Raw genomic sequence first — 16,940 nt, 5'->3', positions numbered from 1 at the left:
ACAGTCGCCCCAATAATAACTCGGATAATGAACTTCCAGAGCAAGGAAACGGGAACATGACGAACAAGCAATCAAACGAAATAAATATTCTGCGCCATGCGATTGATCGCAGAAGCTTTCTTAAAACCTCAGCTGGTTTGGCTGCATTCAGCATGACCAGCGGTCTGATGACCGCAGCATCTTTTGCGGCAGGTGGCCTTGTAGCGCTCGTGCATACTCAAGCAGCTGGTGACGCAAGTGCTGTGGATTCGATGATTGCCAAGCTAAAACAGCTTTCAGAAGAGCAAGGCTTTCAGTATCGCGCAGTCTATGCACAAGACCCTGCCACTTACGAAACCATATTCCGCACTTTAGGCGACGCGGGTGCTACCGTAATCGTTTCAACATTCAATGAAGTGGCGGAACCATTCAAAGCGCTTGCTCCATCCTATCCGAATACAAAATGGGTGCAGCTATTCGCTGATCCGTTTGAGCCAGCAATTCCGAATGTCGTCACGGTTTCTTATGATTATTATCTCGGTTGTTATTTGTCGGGCATTTTTGCAGCGCGTCTGAGCAAAACCGGCAAGCTCGGCTTCATCGGTGGCGTATCTATTCCTCCGATCAATGCTGACTATAATGCATTCAAGGCAGGCGCATTGTCTGTTCGCCCTGATGCATCGGTTGCCGTTGCTTTTGCAGGTTCATTTCAGGACCCGGCAAAGGGACAGGAAATTGCCACGCAGATGTATTCGAGCGGCATTGATTTCATCCAGACCGATGCAGCAGCAACCGATTTCGGCATTATTGCAGCTGCAAAAGAAGGCGAAGGTCGTCTGGTAAGTGTCCTTGATCCGGCGCAGTTCCCACAAGGTCCGAAGAATGTCATCTCGATCGTCGGTCTTGATTTTGGCACTTCACTTTATAACGAAGTGAAGAAAGCCAATGGCAGTGATTTTGCGGGTGGTACCCACGAGCACACAGGTCTTGGAACCGGCGTTATCGATTTCATCCTGTCGCCGCTTTTCGCGCAGGAAGGCCCGGCTGACCTCGTCGCCAGAGCGAAGGAAGTTGAACCGGAAATTGCAGCCGCGCGCGCCGCAATTCTGGACGGATCACTGAAAGTTCCCTTCAACACAACGCTCTGACCGGATCTGCCGCAATGACCAAGGCCAGCCAGCCCATATTTGAATGCCGCGATGTGACCGTGCGATACGGTCAGATCGTTGCACTCTGCGATGTCGGAGCCGTCTTCGAGCGTGGAAAAATCCATGCCGTTGTAGGCCAGAATGGCGCAGGAAAAACCACTTTCGCCAGAGTTTTGGCTGGCCTTGTTCGCCCGGCATCGGGCGAACTCAGAATAGATGGACGCCCAATCGTGGGCGGCAATGTCAAAGACGCCCGCAACATGGGTGTTGAACTGGTGCATCAGAGTTTTGCGCTGCCGCCGTCTTTCACTGTGGCGGAAGCGATGCAGTTTGGTGCTCAAGGCGGCGGTCTGTTTTCCAAAGGCAAACTGGAGAGGCGCTGGCAACCGCATCTCGACGCGCTTGATGTCAAAGTGAAAGCCAGTCAGCGCATTCGTGATTTGGCAGTTGAAACGCAACAGGGTGTGGAAATCGCGCGAGCGCTTGTTTCGGAAGCTAAGCTTCTCATCCTGGATGAGCCAACAGCAGTTTTATCGCCAGAAGGTGCGGACAAGCTTTTTGAGCGGGTTCGCCGTCTCAAAGAGCGCGGTGTCACCGTCATCCTGATCCTGCATAAAATACGCGAAGTGCTGGCAATCGCCGATACGGTTACGGTGCTGCGCGGCGGAAGGCTGGTTGACGGTCCGCTCCCATGCGATGCGATTGATGCCGATAAGCTTGCAGAGCTGATCATTGGTGCAAATGCGGCTAAAAATCTTAATGCCGACGACAAGGCAGCGCTGACTGGCAGCACGATTGTTACCCATACGCATGAAAATGAGAATGTCGTTGCAGGAAAAACTGCACCGATATTGCGTATGAATAAGGTATCGACGCGCCCCGATCCGGAAGGACCGGCGCTTGATCATGTTGATCTCGAAATTCGTCCCGGTGAAATCATCGGCGTTGCAGGTGTTGAGGGCAACGGACAGCGGACACTCGTTCGCGCAATCGCTGCTATGGCCGATGTCGTTGAGGGCACGATTGCGTTAGATGATAAAGAGCTGACCGATGCGCCGCTCGCAGCACGACGGGCAGCCGGACTTCGCATCATTCCTTTTGAACGCAATGTCGAAGGTCTGAGCCTGACCAGTTCGCTTTGGGAAAACTGGGCCGCGCGCAATCTTCTTCAGATGCCGCTTCTGTCGACGATCAACCCTTCCGCAATTCGCAAAGAATGTGATGCTGCCCTCAAACAATGGGACGTGCGCTATTCGGAAGTGGGGCAGCGCGCCGGTTCACTGTCTGGTGGTAATGCGCAAAAAGTGATCCTCTCGCGTGAAATGGACGAGGATGCGCGTCTCATTCTTGCTGCCCAGCCGACACGTGGGCTGGATATTGGAGCCACCTCATTTGTCTGGGATTCCATGCGCAAAGCAAGGGCGCGGGGATGCGGGCTGATGTTTATCTCATCTGACCTTGATGAAATCTTTGACATTTCGGATCGCGTGATTGTCATGCTGTCGGGACGCATCGTCGCTGAATTCCGGCCACCCTATGATCTTGCCGCGGTTGGCGCCGCCATGACAGGAGTTCATCGATGATCGACCGGTTTGTTTCCGTTTTTCGTGCGCTGATCTTCATCCTGATTGGTCTCGCATTATGTGGCATCATTTTTCAGGCCGCAGGCTATTCGACTGGACTGATGTTCCAGTCGATTGCTGAAGGCGCATTTTTAAGACCCGGTGCACTGCAACAGGCTCTACGCTGGGGCTTGCCGCTGTTCATTACGGCTGTAGGTGTCGCAGTTTCTTTTCGCGCTGGTTATTTTAACATTGGCGCGCAAGGACAGTTCTACATGGGTGCCATTGCCGCTGCTTTCACGGCGGAATGGTTGAATGGTGCGCCTGCGCCGGTTCTTATAACGGCCTGCTTTCTTGCTGGGATGACCGGCGGCGCATTATGGGCCTTGTGGCCGGGGCTTTTGCGGCTCAAATCGGGGGCGGACGAAGTCATCACGACGCTGATGGGCAATTTCATCGCAGGTCTGTTTCTGCTTTACGTGACGGCGGGGCCACTCAAAGACCCGTCTGGAACCGGACAGCAGGCATCAAGCCGACCGCTTGCAGGCAATTATCGTATCAGTGACTCGCTCGGGCTTTCGCCAACCATCATTGCAATTGCTGTAATCGTGGGCCTTGCCATGTGGTTTCTGGTCAACCGTACGGCTTTTGGCGTCCTGTCCGGGCTTGCTGGACGCAATCCGACAATGGTGCAATGGCAGGGCGCGCGCACATGGCGCATCGGGCTTGCGAGTTTTCTGCTCAGCGGCGCACTCGCCGGTCTTGCCGGAACAATAGAATTTATGGGGCCGAACGGTCGTATCACGGGCGGTTTCCTGCCGGGGCACGGCTTTACCGCAATTCTGATCGCACTCGTTGCCAATTTCTCCGTGGTCGGAACGGCGTTTGTTGCGCTGTTTTTCGGTGGGCTAGCCTCGGCAGCTTTGTATCTGCCGATCATGGCGGGCCTGCCGTCATCAGCCATCGATATTATCAATGCGGCTATCGCTCTCTTTATCACTGCAAAATCCAGTGTCGTTGACCGGATAGCAAAACTCGGAGGACGGATATGGAAGACTTCGTAATTGCTATCCTGCGCTCAGGTACGCCGCTGATATATGTCACCCTTGCGGGTGTTATCGCGCAGCGGACCGGCGTCTGGCATCTTGGTCTTGAGGGTCTGATGATCGCTGGTGCCTGCGCAACGATCGTTGGCATTGTGCTCACACAATCGATCTGGTCAGCGCTTCTGATTGCCATTGCCGTCTGCATTGTTGGTTCAATATTGTTCTGGTTCGTGGTTGAAAAACTCAAAGCCAACCAGATCATCGCTGGTCTGGGGCTGACGGGATTAGGCCTAGGCGGAACAGCACTTGCCGTTCAGTCAATTTTTGGCACACAGGCCGCAGTCAGTGCACCTTTCGGTCTGCCGCGTATCGGTCCTGCCTTCGGCGCTTACGGCTCTCTTTCGATCCTCGTACTTCTCATGCCGTTTGTGGTATTTGCCATGTGGGTTGTCTTACGACGCACGCGTTTTGGCTTGCGTCTGGCGGCAGCAGGGGAACACCCTTTTGCAGCGCGTAGCGTTGGTATTAATCCCGCCTTGATGCGTCTTGTGGCGCTGATGGTTGGCGGCGTTCTATGCGCATTGGCCGGTGCGGAACTTGCCGCCGGAAGCCTTCAGATATTCACCCAGAATATGACCGCTGGTCGCGGATTTATGGGCTTCGCTGCAGTTATCTTCGGCGCTGGTCATCCCATTGGTGCAAGTCTTGCTGCGGTCTTTTTTGCTGTGGTGGGGGCGCTTGGCATCAGGGCGCAGCTGGCTTTTGGCGATCGTGTTCCGCACGATTTGCTGCTTGCTCTGCCCTATATTGCAACGGTTATCGGTATCTGGATCAGTACGCAGATGCGTGGTGGCACCAAGGCTGCCAATGGATTTGGCGAGTTGCGCGATCAGTAATTGTGGGAAGACCTGTCATGGCGATCATAAATCAGACGATCATCAGAAATGCTACCATTCTGACCATGTGCGCGCAGCATGGAAGTCGCCCAGTTAAAGGCGATATTCTGATTGAGAATGGTCGGATTTCAGCAATTGGCAACGGTCTTGCCGCAAAGCCTGATGCCGTTGTGTTTGATGGAAAAGACCGTCTCGTCATGCCGGGGCTTATCAATGCGCATACACATTCAAGCGAGACCTTCTTTCGTGGCCGATATGAAGGCATGCCACTGGAAATCTGGCTACTTTATGCCTATCCGCTGCTGATGGGGCCAGCCATCGGCCAGCGGCTGCTTTATCTGCGCAGCATGCTTCTGGCGATGGAATCTCTGCGCAATGGTGTCACCACCCTGTGCGATGATTTCTTCGATCCGCCTGCACACGATCTTTCCCGGCTTTCAACGGTGTTCAAAGCCTATAAGGATGCCGGTATCCGTGCGAATGTATCGAGCGCTGCGATGAATATTCATACGCTCGATGCACTGCCCTATGCCCGCGAAGTCATGCCGCAAGAATTGCAGGATGCGCTTGATTTCGGTCCGGCCATGTCGGCGGATGCCTATATGGATTATTGCCGTTCGGCTTTCTCATCCCTGCACGGCACGGCGGGCCGTATCAACTTCATGATCGCCCCATCCGCACCGCAGCGCTGCACGCCCGATCTGTTGCAGGCATGCCATGAACTGGCTGTCAAAATGGGTGTGCCATTGCACACGCATGTTCTGGAAACCAAAACGCAGGCCGTGACCGGCCCCGAACTCTACGGCAAAAGCCTGATCGCCTATATGCACGATCTGGGGGTTCTCTCTCGAAATACCACGATTGCGCATTCTGTCTGGGTCAGCGAACAAAACATCGAAAAGATGGGCGATGCGCGTTGTTCTGTTGCGCATAATGCTATTTCCAATCAGAAGCTTGGTGCTGGCATTGCGCCTGTTCGTCAATTGATGAGTGCTGGCGTGAATGTCGGCCTTGGAACCGACGGCGTTTCCTCAAATGATACCGCGCGCATCTTTGATGTGATGCGTGTGGCAGGGCTGATCCACAGCGTATCCGGTCCCGATCACACGCAATGGATCAGGGCTGAAGAAATACTGACCATGGCGACAATCGGCGGCGCACGCAGCGCGATGCTTGAACACGTCACTGGGTCGCTTGAAATTGGCAAGGCTGCCGATTTATTGATCATCGACCTCACAACGCTCAGCTTTACGCCGCTCAACGATATAGCCAAGCACCTTGTCTATTCCGAGAATGGCTCGTCGATTGAGACGGTTATGGTTGCTGGTGAAATCGTCGTTGATAAGGGCGTTATGCGCACAATCGATGAAGCCGCTATTTTAGCCGAAATCCGGGAGCTTGTTCCGGCCCATCTGGCCGAACATGCGAAGCTTGAGCAACGTAACGCAGCGTTTCATTTGACCATGGCCGAAATTCACCGTCGCGCCACGGCAAAAGAAATTGGTATGAACCGGTATGTAAAAAACTAACTGGCTTCTGAATCGTCAGAAGCCAGCTAGTTTAAGTCGCTTGACCAGCTATTATTTTTGAGCTGAATTTACTTTTGCGCTCTGCAAGTCCGCCAAATCCGCAGTAATAGCAGCAGCTTCATTTTGCAGTACATCCTTGGCTTTAGCGCGTGCTTGTTCGATAGCAAGATCAGCACTCAGGCTTCGCTCATTTGCTTGCAATCCATCATCGCTGGAAGATTCTATCTCAGCACTATCTTGTCCACGAGACTTCAGACGATCTGCTCTCGCCTTCATCTCATTACGACGCTCTGTTTCATTGAGCGATATAGATTTTTTTTCGCGATCCTGTTGTAAAGTATCGATATCTTGGACGAAACTCTGGAATTCAGGCTCGTTCTCGACACGTTTACTATGCAGCTGTTGCAGGGATGGGATCAATTTCTTCACATCGCCTGTGGGCTTATATTTTGCAGGCTTAATCTCGGTCCACGGCAGCGCGTTCTTAAAGCTCGATTCTCCGAAACTTTCCAAGTTATAAAGCCCTGGCAACTTAATATCGGGCGTCACACCGCGCAACTGGGTTGTACCGCCGTTAACCCGGAAAAACTGCGCAACCGTAAATTTCAGTTCGCCAAATTGTGGTTCAGGATTGTTTACAACTTCATCTAGATTAACAACTGTCTGGACTGTGCCCTTACCGAAACTCGGCTCGCCGATAACAACACCACGACCATAATCCTGTATTGCAGCTGCAAAAATCTCGGAAGCGGAAGCAGATCCGCGATTAATTAGAACTCCGAGCGGCCCATCCCATGCGGGTACTGGGAGATCGTCGCTTTCAACCTTCACTTCCCCTTTTGCATTGCGCTGCTGAACAACAGGCCCCTTGCCTATAAACAAACCAGTGAGGTCAATAGCTTCTGACAATGAGCCACCACCATTGTTGCGCAGATCGAACAATATGCCATCGACCTTCTCTTTTTTCAGCTCAGTGATAAGCTTCGCAACATCGCGGCTGGCGCTGCGATAATCCTTGTCGCCCTTACGGCGTGCTTCAATATCCTCGTAGAACGCAGGAAGTGTAATCACGCCAATCTTACGGGTGTTATCGCCATCCTTTACGGACAGGATCGTCTGCTTGGCTGCCTGTTTATCAAGACTAATCTTATCACGCACAAGACTGACGATATGATGCGTCGCATCTGGTCCTGCATCTGCTGGTAGGATATCCAGCCTTACAACTGTGCCTTTCGCGCCGCGTATCAACTCCACAACTTCATCGAGGCGCATTCCAACAACTTCTTTGATCGGACCGTCTTTATCCTGTCCTACTCCAACAATTCTGTCACCCACAGCGACCTTACCCGACAACTGTGCTGGGCCACCTGCTACAAGTTCACGAATAGTCGTGTAATCGTCTCTTTCCTGCAAAACAGCGCCAATACCAACCAAAGACAACTTCATAGAAATATCGAATTCGGCGGACGCCTTAGCCCCGAAATAATCCGTATGGGGATCAACCGAAGTCGTATACGCGGCCATAAACGTCTGGAATACATCTTCTGGTTTCGACTTAAAGACACGCGCCAGTGAATTATCGTAACGCTTTCCAAGCGTTTCACGAATGTCGGCGCCATTCTTGCCGGCTAACTTCAAGCGCAGCCAATCGTTCTTAACGCGCTTGCGCCAAAGGTCGTCCCGCTCAGCAGAGGTCTTAGGCCAAGGGCCTTTATCGCGGGCCAGAGGGTAGCTTTCCTCTACGGTGAAATCAAAATTATCCTTGAGCAAGTTGCGCGCATAAGTAATGCGATCAGTAATACGCTCCTGATAAATATTAAAAATTGCAAACGGTATGCTCAAATCCTGCTTCTGGATGGCATCATCGATTTTCTTGCTGCTCGTCATGAAGCTATCGATATCGGATTGCAAAAAGATAAGCCGTTCCGGGTCAAGCGAGTCGATAAATCGATCCATAACCACCGCTGATAGCTTATCATCAAGCGGAACTGGCTTGTAATGGAAACGTGTCAGAAACTCTGACGTCAATTGCGCAGCCTGCATCTGTTGCGGCAGCGGTTCTAATGCTGCTGGCGGCCGAGCTTCTAAAGCATGCGAGCTAGAGCTAAGCGCCAGAAAGAGAAACAGAAAACCAGATATTAATCGTATCACTTTTTATCCATTTCTCTTCATAATGACCATTCAATCAACCAACTATTTGGGGCAACAAGCGTTCTTTGGCAACCTATCTACATTCACTTTTAAGAATGTTTTATCCGCCAGAACCATCCGACCACAGACGCTATATTTTCTATAATCATTCGCCCAAACAAAGATGCGTATTCTGAACCTTAGCATCTATGCCCGACTGATTGACCTTAATTTTTCTTCATGTAACAAATTACTGGAATTGGTCATACAGCAGATCTTGGGCGCTAATATGTACGACTATTGTATTGTGGGAGGTGGCATCGTCGGCTTGGCAACTGCGTTGAAGATTGTCAAAAGCGAACCCGATGCACGCATTCTTCTGTTGGAAAAAGAAGGCTCACTTGCCGCGCACCAGACTGGGCATAATAGCGGCGTAATTCACGCCGGTATCTATTATAAGCCCGGAAGCCTGAAGGCCGAACTTTGCCGGGCTGGCGAACGCATAACAAAGCAGTTTTGCGCTGAAAATAACATTCCCTACCGCACGCCCGGAAAATTAGTCGTCGCAACCAACCAGATGGAATTGCAACGCCTAGCAAATCTCGAAACGAATGCTGCTGCGAATGGTATAACATGCCGACGTTTAACTCCGGCGGAGCTTATCGAACTCGAACCCCATGTTACCGGACTTGGTGCTTTGCTGGTTGAGCAAAGTGGAATTGTTGATTATCGCGCCGTATCAAGAGCTATGGGCGATATGATCAGAAATGCGGGCGGCACGATCATGTTCAACGTGAAAGTTGACCGCATCGAAGAACTTACGCATGCGGTAAGAATCCATACAGACAAGGACGTCTGGGAAAGTCGCCATGTCATTGCCTGTGCCGGGCTTCAAGCCGACCGGCTCGCACAGCGTTCGGGGCAAGCGATAGATTTTCAGATCGTGCCATTTCGCGGTGAATACTACGCTTTGAAGCCTGAACTGAGTAATCTCGTCGAACGCATGATTTATCCCGTGCCCGATCCGTCTATGCCGTTCCTCGGCATTCATTTAACGCCAATGATGGATGGCAAACTGACCGTGGGACCAAATGCTGTGCTTGGCATGTCTCGTGAGGGTTATGCAAAACTCTCAGTCAACCTTCATGACATGGCAACCTATGTGAAATTTCCGGGTTTCTGGAAAGTTATGTCGAACAATCTGCAATCCGGCATTCAGGAGTTCAAAGATAGCCTTTTCAAATCCAGTTATTTGGAGAAATGTCGAAAATATTGTCCTTCACTACAAAGCGATGATTTGCTTCCTTATCGGGCAGGAATACGCGCTCAAGCCGTTTCAAACACCGGTGAACTCATTCACGACTTCAAGTTTATTCAGTCAAAGCGCGTTTTACATGTGTGCAACGCACCATCACCAGCTGCGACGTCCGCAATCCCAATTGGCGAACTAATTTTCAAACGCTTACGACAATCATCTAACTAAAATCATAACTCATAGTCTTTCAATAACGCGGACGTTTTGGCCTTCACCAATGTCAATCAACTGCGTCAATTGAGGAGGCTGATGAACATCATGAGTGCCAAAACCTTCCGGATAGAACTGATACCCATCAGGCGGCTCTGGAGCGTTATTCTCATCAATCAACTGCTTACCCGTCAATTCGGCAACAGGATCAGGAATGGCGGATATTAATCGGCGCGTGTAAGGATGCGTCGGGTTCGAGAATATCTGGTCCCACCGCCCGCTTTCCACAATCTGTCCGAAATACATGACCGCCACGCGATCACTCATGTGTTCAACGACACTCAGATCATGGCTGATCATGATATAGGATAAGCCCAACCGGTCTTTGAGTTCCAGCAACAGATTGATAATCTGCGCACGGATCGATACATCAAGCGCCGAAACCGGTTCATCCAGCACAATCACTTTCGGATTGAGCAACAATGCACGCGCTATTCCGATACGCTGCCGCTGACCGCCCGAAAACTCATGCGGGAAACGTCGAGCCTGTTCAGGTTTCAGGCCGACAAGACGCAGAATTTCTTCAACGCGCCCGTCAACTTCGTAACGCGACTTAACGCCATGAAGCCGCAAAGGAGCTGCGAGTGATGTGTGAATTGTCTGGCGAGGATTGAGCGATGCAAACGGATCTTGAAAGACCATCTGCGCCATTTTTGCACGTTCAATCCGCGACGGCTCGTTCGCGCCCGAAATCGGCCTATCCTCGAAATAAATCTCGCCGCTGGTAGGCTTCTGTAGTCCTACGATTGAAAGCGCGAGTGTGGATTTACCACAGCCAGATTCCCCAACAATCGACAGACATTCCCCCTTGTTTAGGGTCAAGCTGAGATTATTGACTGCATATAGGAATTGCTTTGAACGGCTAAATATTCCGCCACTAATGGGGAATCTGACACAGAGATCGTCAACGCGAACAAGAGGCTCAGCTGGATTGGTGGAATTCACTTCACTCATGATGGAAGCACCTTACGGAGCCCAAATCAGATAATAGGGTCCGGCCCGGTTTCTCAGTTCGACAAATATCGGTTGTATGCGTGCAGCGTGGCTCGAACCTGCAACCTTCGGGAAAGGCAGAAATCGATGGAACCACGCCTTCAATTTCTTGCAGCTTTCGCTGACCGTCTTTTTGACGGGATCCAAGCCTGGGAAGCGAGGCCAGCAGACCACGCGTATAAGGATGCGCAGGATGCTGGAAAATATCTGCGGTCATACCTTCCTCGACGAGATGTCCTGCATACATGACCCCCACCCGACGGCACATCTTGGCAATCACGCCGAGGTCATGGCTGATCATCAGCACCGATGTGCCCCGCTCCGTGCAAAGTTCCTGCATCAGGCGTAAGATTTCAGCCTGAACTGTAACATCAAGTGCCGTGGTCGGTTCATCAGCAATCAAAAGATCGGGGTCGCAAGCCAGTGCAATCGCAATCATCACGCGCTGCCGCATACCACCCGACATTTGGTGAGGATAATTTTTTACACGCTGATCCGGCGCCGGAACCTGGACACTTGCCAGTGCTTCGACGGCTCTGCGTTCCGCCTCATGCCATGTTGCCCCCTGATGCAACACAAACATTTCAGCAATTTGTCGCCCCACTGGCGACAAGGGATTGAGGGCTGTCATAGGCTCCTGAAAAATCATCGCAATGCGATTGCCGCGTAGTTTACGCATGTCGCGCGCTGATATTTTCCGAAGGTCCTGCCCTTTGAAGCGTATTGCGCCACCTGCAACAGACAGCGGCTTACGCAGCAGTCCGATCATGGAAAGTGCGGTAATGCTCTTTCCACATCCGGACTCTCCAACCAAACCGAAAGTTTCGCCAGCACCAATGGTGAAAGACACGTCTTCAACCACATTATGCGAGGTCGAACCCGAATTGAGATCAATGCGAAGGTTTTCCACCTCAAGAAGCGCATGTTCAGTCATGCCTTGCGCGTCCTCATATGTGGATCGAGCCAGTCACGCAGACCGTCACCGAACAGATTAAGACCAAGCACCGCAAAGAAAATAGCGAGACCGGGGAAAATTGCCGCCCATGGCGCATTTACAATCAGTTCACGCGCATCTGTCAGCATATTGCCCCAGCTGGGCTCTGGCGGGCTTATGCCAAGGCCGAGATAAGAAAGTGCTGCTTCGGCGAGGATAGCTTCTCCCATTCCAAGCGTGCCAATCACAAGGATTGGGCCGATGATATTCGGCACAATCTGCGTGATCATAATGCGACTATCGCCATAACCAAGCATCTTGGCGGCCTGAATATAACCTTGCTTTTTAAGAGATAGGGTAGAACTGCGCGCAATACGACACGTCCAAGACCAGTTTGTCAGACCAAGCGCCAAGAGCAGACTTGGCAGACCAGGCCCAAGTACCGCCATGATCGCGAGAGCAAAAATCAGAGAAGGAATTGCAAGCATCAAATTGGTGAGGCCTGTTACAAAATCGTCCCACCAACCACCAAAATAACCCGCAGAAATACCGAGACAAAGCCCAATAACGGTGTTGATGCATTGCGATACAACGCCAACTGTCAAAGAGACCCGCGCGCCGTAAAGGAGACGTGAAAAAACATCACGGCCCTGCGCATCCGTGCCAAACCAAAACTGACTATCGGGCGGCAACTCCGCATTCATCAGATCTGCATCCATAACGGGATGATAAGGCGCAATCCACGGCGCAAAAACAGCGCCAGTCACCATTACTGCGCATATAAACCCACCCAAAACGAGATTGAAACGCAGCTTCATGGACCTACTCGTGGCTAATACGCGGATCAATGACCGCATAAAGGATGTCAACAATTGTATTGATGATCAGAAACCACAATACAATCACCAGAATTGCACCCTGCACCACCGGGATATCACGCAATGCAACGCTATCGATCAACAGTGAACCAAGACCCGGCCATGAGAATAATTTCTCCACAACAACGGCCTGCCCCATCATTGAGCCGAACTGCAAGCCAATGGTTGTGATAATGAGCACAAGCGCATTACGCATGACATGCCACTGCACAAGGCGGAAACTATTCATACCTTTTGAACGCGCGGTGCGGATAAAATCTGCCCCCATCACTTCAAGCACTGCAGCGCGAGTTGTCCTCGCAAGAAGGGCAAGTGGCGCCACGCCTAAGGTCAGCGCAGGTAAAATCACATTTCGTATACCGCCATCCCCATAGCCAAAACTCGGCAACCAGCCGAGCGTTAGCGCAAAGAGATACATCAGCAGAAGACCAAGCCAGAACTGTGGAAGTGAAAGTCCAGACACCGCGCCAATCATCGTAACGCTGTCGAGAATACTACCCGGCTTCAATGCAGCCAGAAAGCCCAGCGGCACCCCAATCAAGATTGCAAAACCCATCGCCACAAACGCCAGTTTCAGCGTCGGTCCCATCCGCTCCTGTAGAAGAGAAACAACTGGCTGTCGTGATCTGTAAGAGGTTCCAAGGTCGAACTGCGCAAGCTGCACCATATAATTGCCGAAGCGAACATGAACCGGCTTATCGAGACCGAACTCCTGCGTGATCTTTTCGACCATTTTAGGATCATTCATGCCCTTGCCACTCGCAACAAGCCCCGTTGCTATGCTACCGGGAACCACGCTGAAAATGACAAATATCAGCAGCGATACCGCAATAACGGTCGGTATCATCTGCAAAACGCGACGGACAATAAAATAGAGCACACAGTCCTCTTTTCGGATCAGCGAAGATCAGCCCGCCCACAACAAGCGAGCCGATCAAAATCAGCTCAATTTAGCGCCCAGACGGGACAGTGTCGTCAACCCAGAGCTTCTCATAAGACTGAACTGCGAGTTCGGCCGAGTTTGGCTGAAGACCATGCAACCATGGCTGATGTGCCATCACAGCCTTGTTGTAGTTGAAGAACCAGACCGGCGCTTCTTCCTGCAACAGATTATTGGCTTTCTTCAGTAGCTCGTTCTTCTCATCTTCCGTTTTAGCGAGCTTAGCTTCATCAACCAGCTTGTCGAAATCTGCATTGGCAAACTTCTGATAGTTACATGCCGACTGAGGGGTTGTTGAATAGAAGCACTGCATAGCAGTCAGCGCATCAGGACCATTCTCCAAAGACCACATATAGGCTTGGAAATTGCCCGACGGAACAACATCAGCAAGCACCGAAGCCTCCACCGGCTTAGGTGTGACTTTGATCCCAACCTTAGCCAGCATAGGGATGATCGCCTGAACAATCGTTAGACCCCAACTCTCATTTTGTGTGGCGGTCAATTCAAATTCAAAACCGTCAGGATAGCCCGCTTCTGCCAGTAGAGCCTTCGCCTTTTCGGGGTCATACGGATACGGCTTTGCATCCTTGTCAAACGCAGGAGAAGAATTTGGCAACCAGCCAACAGCGCGATAGGCCTTATCCTTCACCAAGCGCTTGATGATCAGATCACTATCGATTGCATAATTAATCGCTTGTCGAACACGCTTATCCTGAAATGGCTTAAAATCGGGGTTAAAGCCCACCGCACGCGTATAAACCTCAGCAACTTCTATCATATTTTTCGAGAGTTCGGGGTCGGCGAGATAAGCGGAATATTGCGCAGGCCCAAGCACGGCGACATCAATTTCCTTGTTGCGGAAAGCCACATCGCGCGCCGACGCGTCGCCCATGATCATGATATTGATCTTGTCTGCGTAAGGCTTGCCTTTTTCATAATATTTATCCCATTTCTCGACCGTCAGACGGGAGCCTGGGATATATTCCGCAAATTTATACGGTCCAAGACCAACTGGCTTGCGCTGAAATTCATCACTGTCGCCCTCGCCTGCCGGATAGATCGACGTGTTGTTGCGCATAAACTGGTAGCCCGGATCAATTGGCTGCTTGAGCGTGATTTCCAGCGTGTGATCGTCGATCTTTTTGAGACCTGAAATTTCCGTCGCTTTGCCTTGATTATATTCGTCCGCGCCTTTGATTTCAGAAATATAACGCGCTGGAGGAAATGTTTTCTTTGGATCCATTATCCGGGTAAAACTCCAGATAATATCGTCTGCGGTCAGCGGCTTGCCGTTATGAAAAAACGCATCCTCTCGCAGCTTATAGGTGTAGACGAGTTTGTCATCTGAAACCGTTACATCAGTTGCAAGACCCAGCACAGGCTTATTCAGATCGGCATCCCAGTCATAAAGCGTGCGGTGGATCGCCTTCGCATAAAACTCATCTTGTGTGGTCGGTGATGCCTGAACATCGAGTGTCGAGAAACTATCCCCGTAAGGTGCGACAAAGTTAATAACGCCGCCTGTACGCGGTTCGTCAGCAGCATAGGCTGAAGTTCCTGCCATCAACGCCGCAGATAAAGCCGCGAGCAATGCAAATTTTCTCATAATTTTCCCCATCCTAGTTTTTTTGATTTCTTATCAACGTTTGAATACCACTTCGCCGTCACGAATGGTAAGCATGCAAAGCGTATCGTTGAGAATTTCTTGTGGTGTTGCGGTCAGCATATTGCGCGAAAACACAGCGATATCAGCAACCTGTCCCGGAATAAGTTTTCCTTTCACGTTTTCCAGCTTCTGTGAAAACGCACCATATTCAGTGTAGACCTGAAGGGCTTCTTCAATGCTCACACATTCGCGCGCATCCATGACAGTACCTTTGCCAGTTTCGCGCGTCAGCATGGAGTAGATATTTGGATACGGATTTGGATGACAAACAGGGGCATCACTTCCTGTTGCGGGTTTAAAGCCCAGATTTTTCCACGTCTTGAGCGGATAGCTCGAAAGCGCCCTATCCTCACCCAAAACCGAAATATAGGCGTCACCAAAGTCGTAAATAAACACCTGCTGCGGGCACGGATAGATCCCCGCCTTCTTCATCCGTTCATGTTGTTCAGGTGTGGAGAAACCGCAATGTTCAATCCGGTGACGACGATCCGCATCAGGGTGAGCGGCAAGCGCCTTCTCATATGCAGTAATCAACTGACCAATTGCAGCATCACCAATGGCGTGACAAGCAAGCTGATACCCTTTTTTATGAGCATCGAGAACCATTGCTTCAAGCTCAGCATCGGGCAATATCTGCACACCGATATTATCATCTTCGCCCAGATAAGGCTTGCTCATCCAGGCGGTGCGACCGCCCGCCGAACCATCAAGGAATATCTTAACCGCACCAACAGTCAGCATGTCATCGCCAACGCCTGAAACCAAACCGGCCTCATAACATTTCTCGACAATAGAGGTGCCGGGATCACCCAGCAAAACAAGCCAAGTGCGAACAGGCAACTTCTTACGAAGCTTGGCAAGATTGTAAGCTTTGATCTCATCAAAGCCCGCTATATGTCCAACCGCTGCATCCATAACGCTGGTAATGCCGTAGGAAAGCAACATATTGCCTGCCGCTTCGATCGCTTCAATCATTTCCTCGGTGGTAGCCACTGGAATAGCCTGACGCACAACACCTTGCGCATTTTCGGCAACCATTCCGGTCAGTACGCCATTTTGCTGCTCAATCAGACCGCCATCAGGTACGGGTGATTTTTCATCAATGCCGGCAAGCTCAAAAGCCTTCGAGTTAAAAATCGAGACATGACCGCAGGCACGCACCAACATGACCGGATGATCGGGAGCAGCAGCATCGAGTTCAGATTTATGCGGATGACGACCGGTATCGAGCTTCGTCTGATCATAGCCACGCGCTTTGATCCATGTTCCAGCAGGAACCGAGGCAGCTTGTTCGCGAATTGCGCCAAGCAAGCTTTCCAAAGTCGGTGCTGCGTGCGGTGTTGCATCAATCCAATTGAGCGTCAGACCGACCGAAATGAGGTGAAGATGTGCATCATTTAAACCGGGCGTGGCGAACCGCCCTTCCAGATCGATCAAACGCGTTTTATCGCCTTTAAGAGACCAGATTTCATCTTTGGTCCCTGTCGCAAGTACCTTACCCTGCCAAACCGCCAGCGCATCAGATATGCCTTCATTATATCCACACCAGATAGTACCGTTATAAAGTATCGTATCGGCATAAAGTCCGGACGTTGTGGACATACTGCGCACCTCTCCAAATCGCTATTTGATAGAGGATGATCAGAATTTCGCTAACCTATCAACTCTTTAAACCGCTGAGTTAATAATTTTATGCGGGCAACGATCCCACGCC

The 16,940-nt window shown here is 51.1% G+C and carries 13 protein-coding genes; 6 read left to right on the top strand and 7 right to left on the bottom strand.

Features of this window, described 5'->3' with window-relative positions; genetic code table 11:
- Positions 1-56 precede the first annotated feature (56 nt).
- Genes J2782_RS07950 through J2782_RS07930 form a run of 5 tightly spaced genes read left to right on the top strand, consistent with a single transcriptional unit; the run spans position 57 to position 6,160 of the window.
- Entirely contained in the window at positions 57-1,127 is a 1,071-nt protein-coding gene (locus J2782_RS07950) for a BMP family ABC transporter substrate-binding protein (protein WP_310011194.1), read from the top strand.
- A 14-nt stretch (positions 1,128-1,141) separates the two neighbouring features.
- On the top strand, positions 1,142-2,710 hold the full coding sequence (locus J2782_RS07945) for an ABC transporter ATP-binding protein (RefSeq protein ID WP_310011193.1): 1,569 nt from the start codon (positions 1,142-1,144) through the stop codon (positions 2,708-2,710).
- Positions 2,707-3,753 carry an ABC transporter permease gene (locus J2782_RS07940; protein WP_310011191.1) on the top strand — a complete coding sequence of 349 codons (1,047 nt, stop codon included), beginning with the start codon at positions 2,707-2,709 and terminating at the stop codon, positions 3,751-3,753. The genes J2782_RS07945 and J2782_RS07940 overlap by 4 nt, the downstream gene beginning before the upstream one ends.
- The gene (locus J2782_RS07935) at positions 3,738-4,631 is read left to right on the top strand and encodes an ABC transporter permease (protein ID WP_310011189.1); all 894 of its coding nucleotides are present in this window, start codon (positions 3,738-3,740) and stop codon (positions 4,629-4,631) included. The genes J2782_RS07940 and J2782_RS07935 overlap by 16 nt, the downstream gene beginning before the upstream one ends.
- A gap of 26 nt (positions 4,632-4,657) precedes the next feature.
- Entirely contained in the window at positions 4,658-6,160 is a 1,503-nt protein-coding gene (locus tag J2782_RS07930) for an amidohydrolase family protein (protein ID WP_310012286.1), read from the top strand.
- 51 nt (positions 6,161-6,211) lie between these two features.
- On the opposite strand, the gene J2782_RS07925 is transcribed toward J2782_RS07930, so the two are convergent.
- Positions 6,212-8,308 carry a carboxy terminal-processing peptidase gene (locus J2782_RS07925; RefSeq protein ID WP_310012284.1) on the bottom strand — a complete coding sequence of 699 codons (2,097 nt, stop codon included), beginning with the start codon at positions 8,306-8,308 and terminating at the stop codon, positions 6,212-6,214.
- Between the two features lie 271 nt (positions 8,309-8,579).
- Here J2782_RS07925 and lhgO point away from each other — a divergent pair, with 271 nt between their 5' ends.
- Positions 8,580-9,773, top strand: coding sequence for an L-2-hydroxyglutarate oxidase (gene lhgO, locus J2782_RS07920; RefSeq protein WP_310011188.1), 1,194 nt, complete (start codon positions 8,580-8,582; stop codon positions 9,771-9,773).
- Between the two features lie 9 nt (positions 9,774-9,782).
- Here lhgO and J2782_RS07915 read toward each other — a convergent pair whose 3' ends face one another.
- From J2782_RS07915 to J2782_RS07890, 6 genes are all read right to left on the bottom strand, one after another.
- A complete protein-coding gene (locus J2782_RS07915) occupies positions 9,783-10,769 on the bottom strand; it encodes an ABC transporter ATP-binding protein (protein ID WP_310011186.1) in 987 nt (328 codons plus the stop codon).
- A complete protein-coding gene (locus J2782_RS07910) occupies positions 10,762-11,742 on the bottom strand; it encodes an ABC transporter ATP-binding protein (protein ID WP_310011185.1) in 981 nt (326 codons plus the stop codon). Before J2782_RS07910 ends, J2782_RS07915 begins: the two co-directional genes overlap by 8 nt.
- Positions 11,739-12,560: an ABC transporter permease gene (locus tag J2782_RS07905; RefSeq protein WP_310011182.1), complete on the bottom strand. Its 822-nt coding sequence runs from the start codon at positions 12,558-12,560 to the stop codon at positions 11,739-11,741. Before J2782_RS07905 ends, J2782_RS07910 begins: the two co-directional genes overlap by 4 nt.
- 4 nt (positions 12,561-12,564) lie before the next feature.
- On the bottom strand, positions 12,565-13,500 hold the full coding sequence (locus J2782_RS07900; RefSeq protein WP_310011181.1) for an ABC transporter permease: 936 nt from the start codon (positions 13,498-13,500) through the stop codon (positions 12,565-12,567).
- Between the two features lie 70 nt (positions 13,501-13,570).
- The gene (locus J2782_RS07895) at positions 13,571-15,166 is read right to left on the bottom strand and encodes an ABC transporter substrate-binding protein (RefSeq protein ID WP_310011180.1); all 1,596 of its coding nucleotides are present in this window, start codon (positions 15,164-15,166) and stop codon (positions 13,571-13,573) included.
- A gap of 33 nt (positions 15,167-15,199) precedes the next feature.
- Positions 15,200-16,828 carry an amidohydrolase gene (locus J2782_RS07890; protein ID WP_310011179.1) on the bottom strand — a complete coding sequence of 543 codons (1,629 nt, stop codon included), beginning with the start codon at positions 16,826-16,828 and terminating at the stop codon, positions 15,200-15,202.
- Positions 16,829-16,940: the final 112 nt, after the last annotated feature.

Origin of the sequence: Brucella pseudogrignonensis (assembly GCF_031454375.1) — a bacterium.
Taxonomy (GTDB): domain Bacteria; phylum Pseudomonadota; class Alphaproteobacteria; order Rhizobiales; family Rhizobiaceae; genus Brucella; species Brucella pseudogrignonensis_A.
This window is presented reverse-complemented; position numbering and strand designations above follow the sequence as displayed.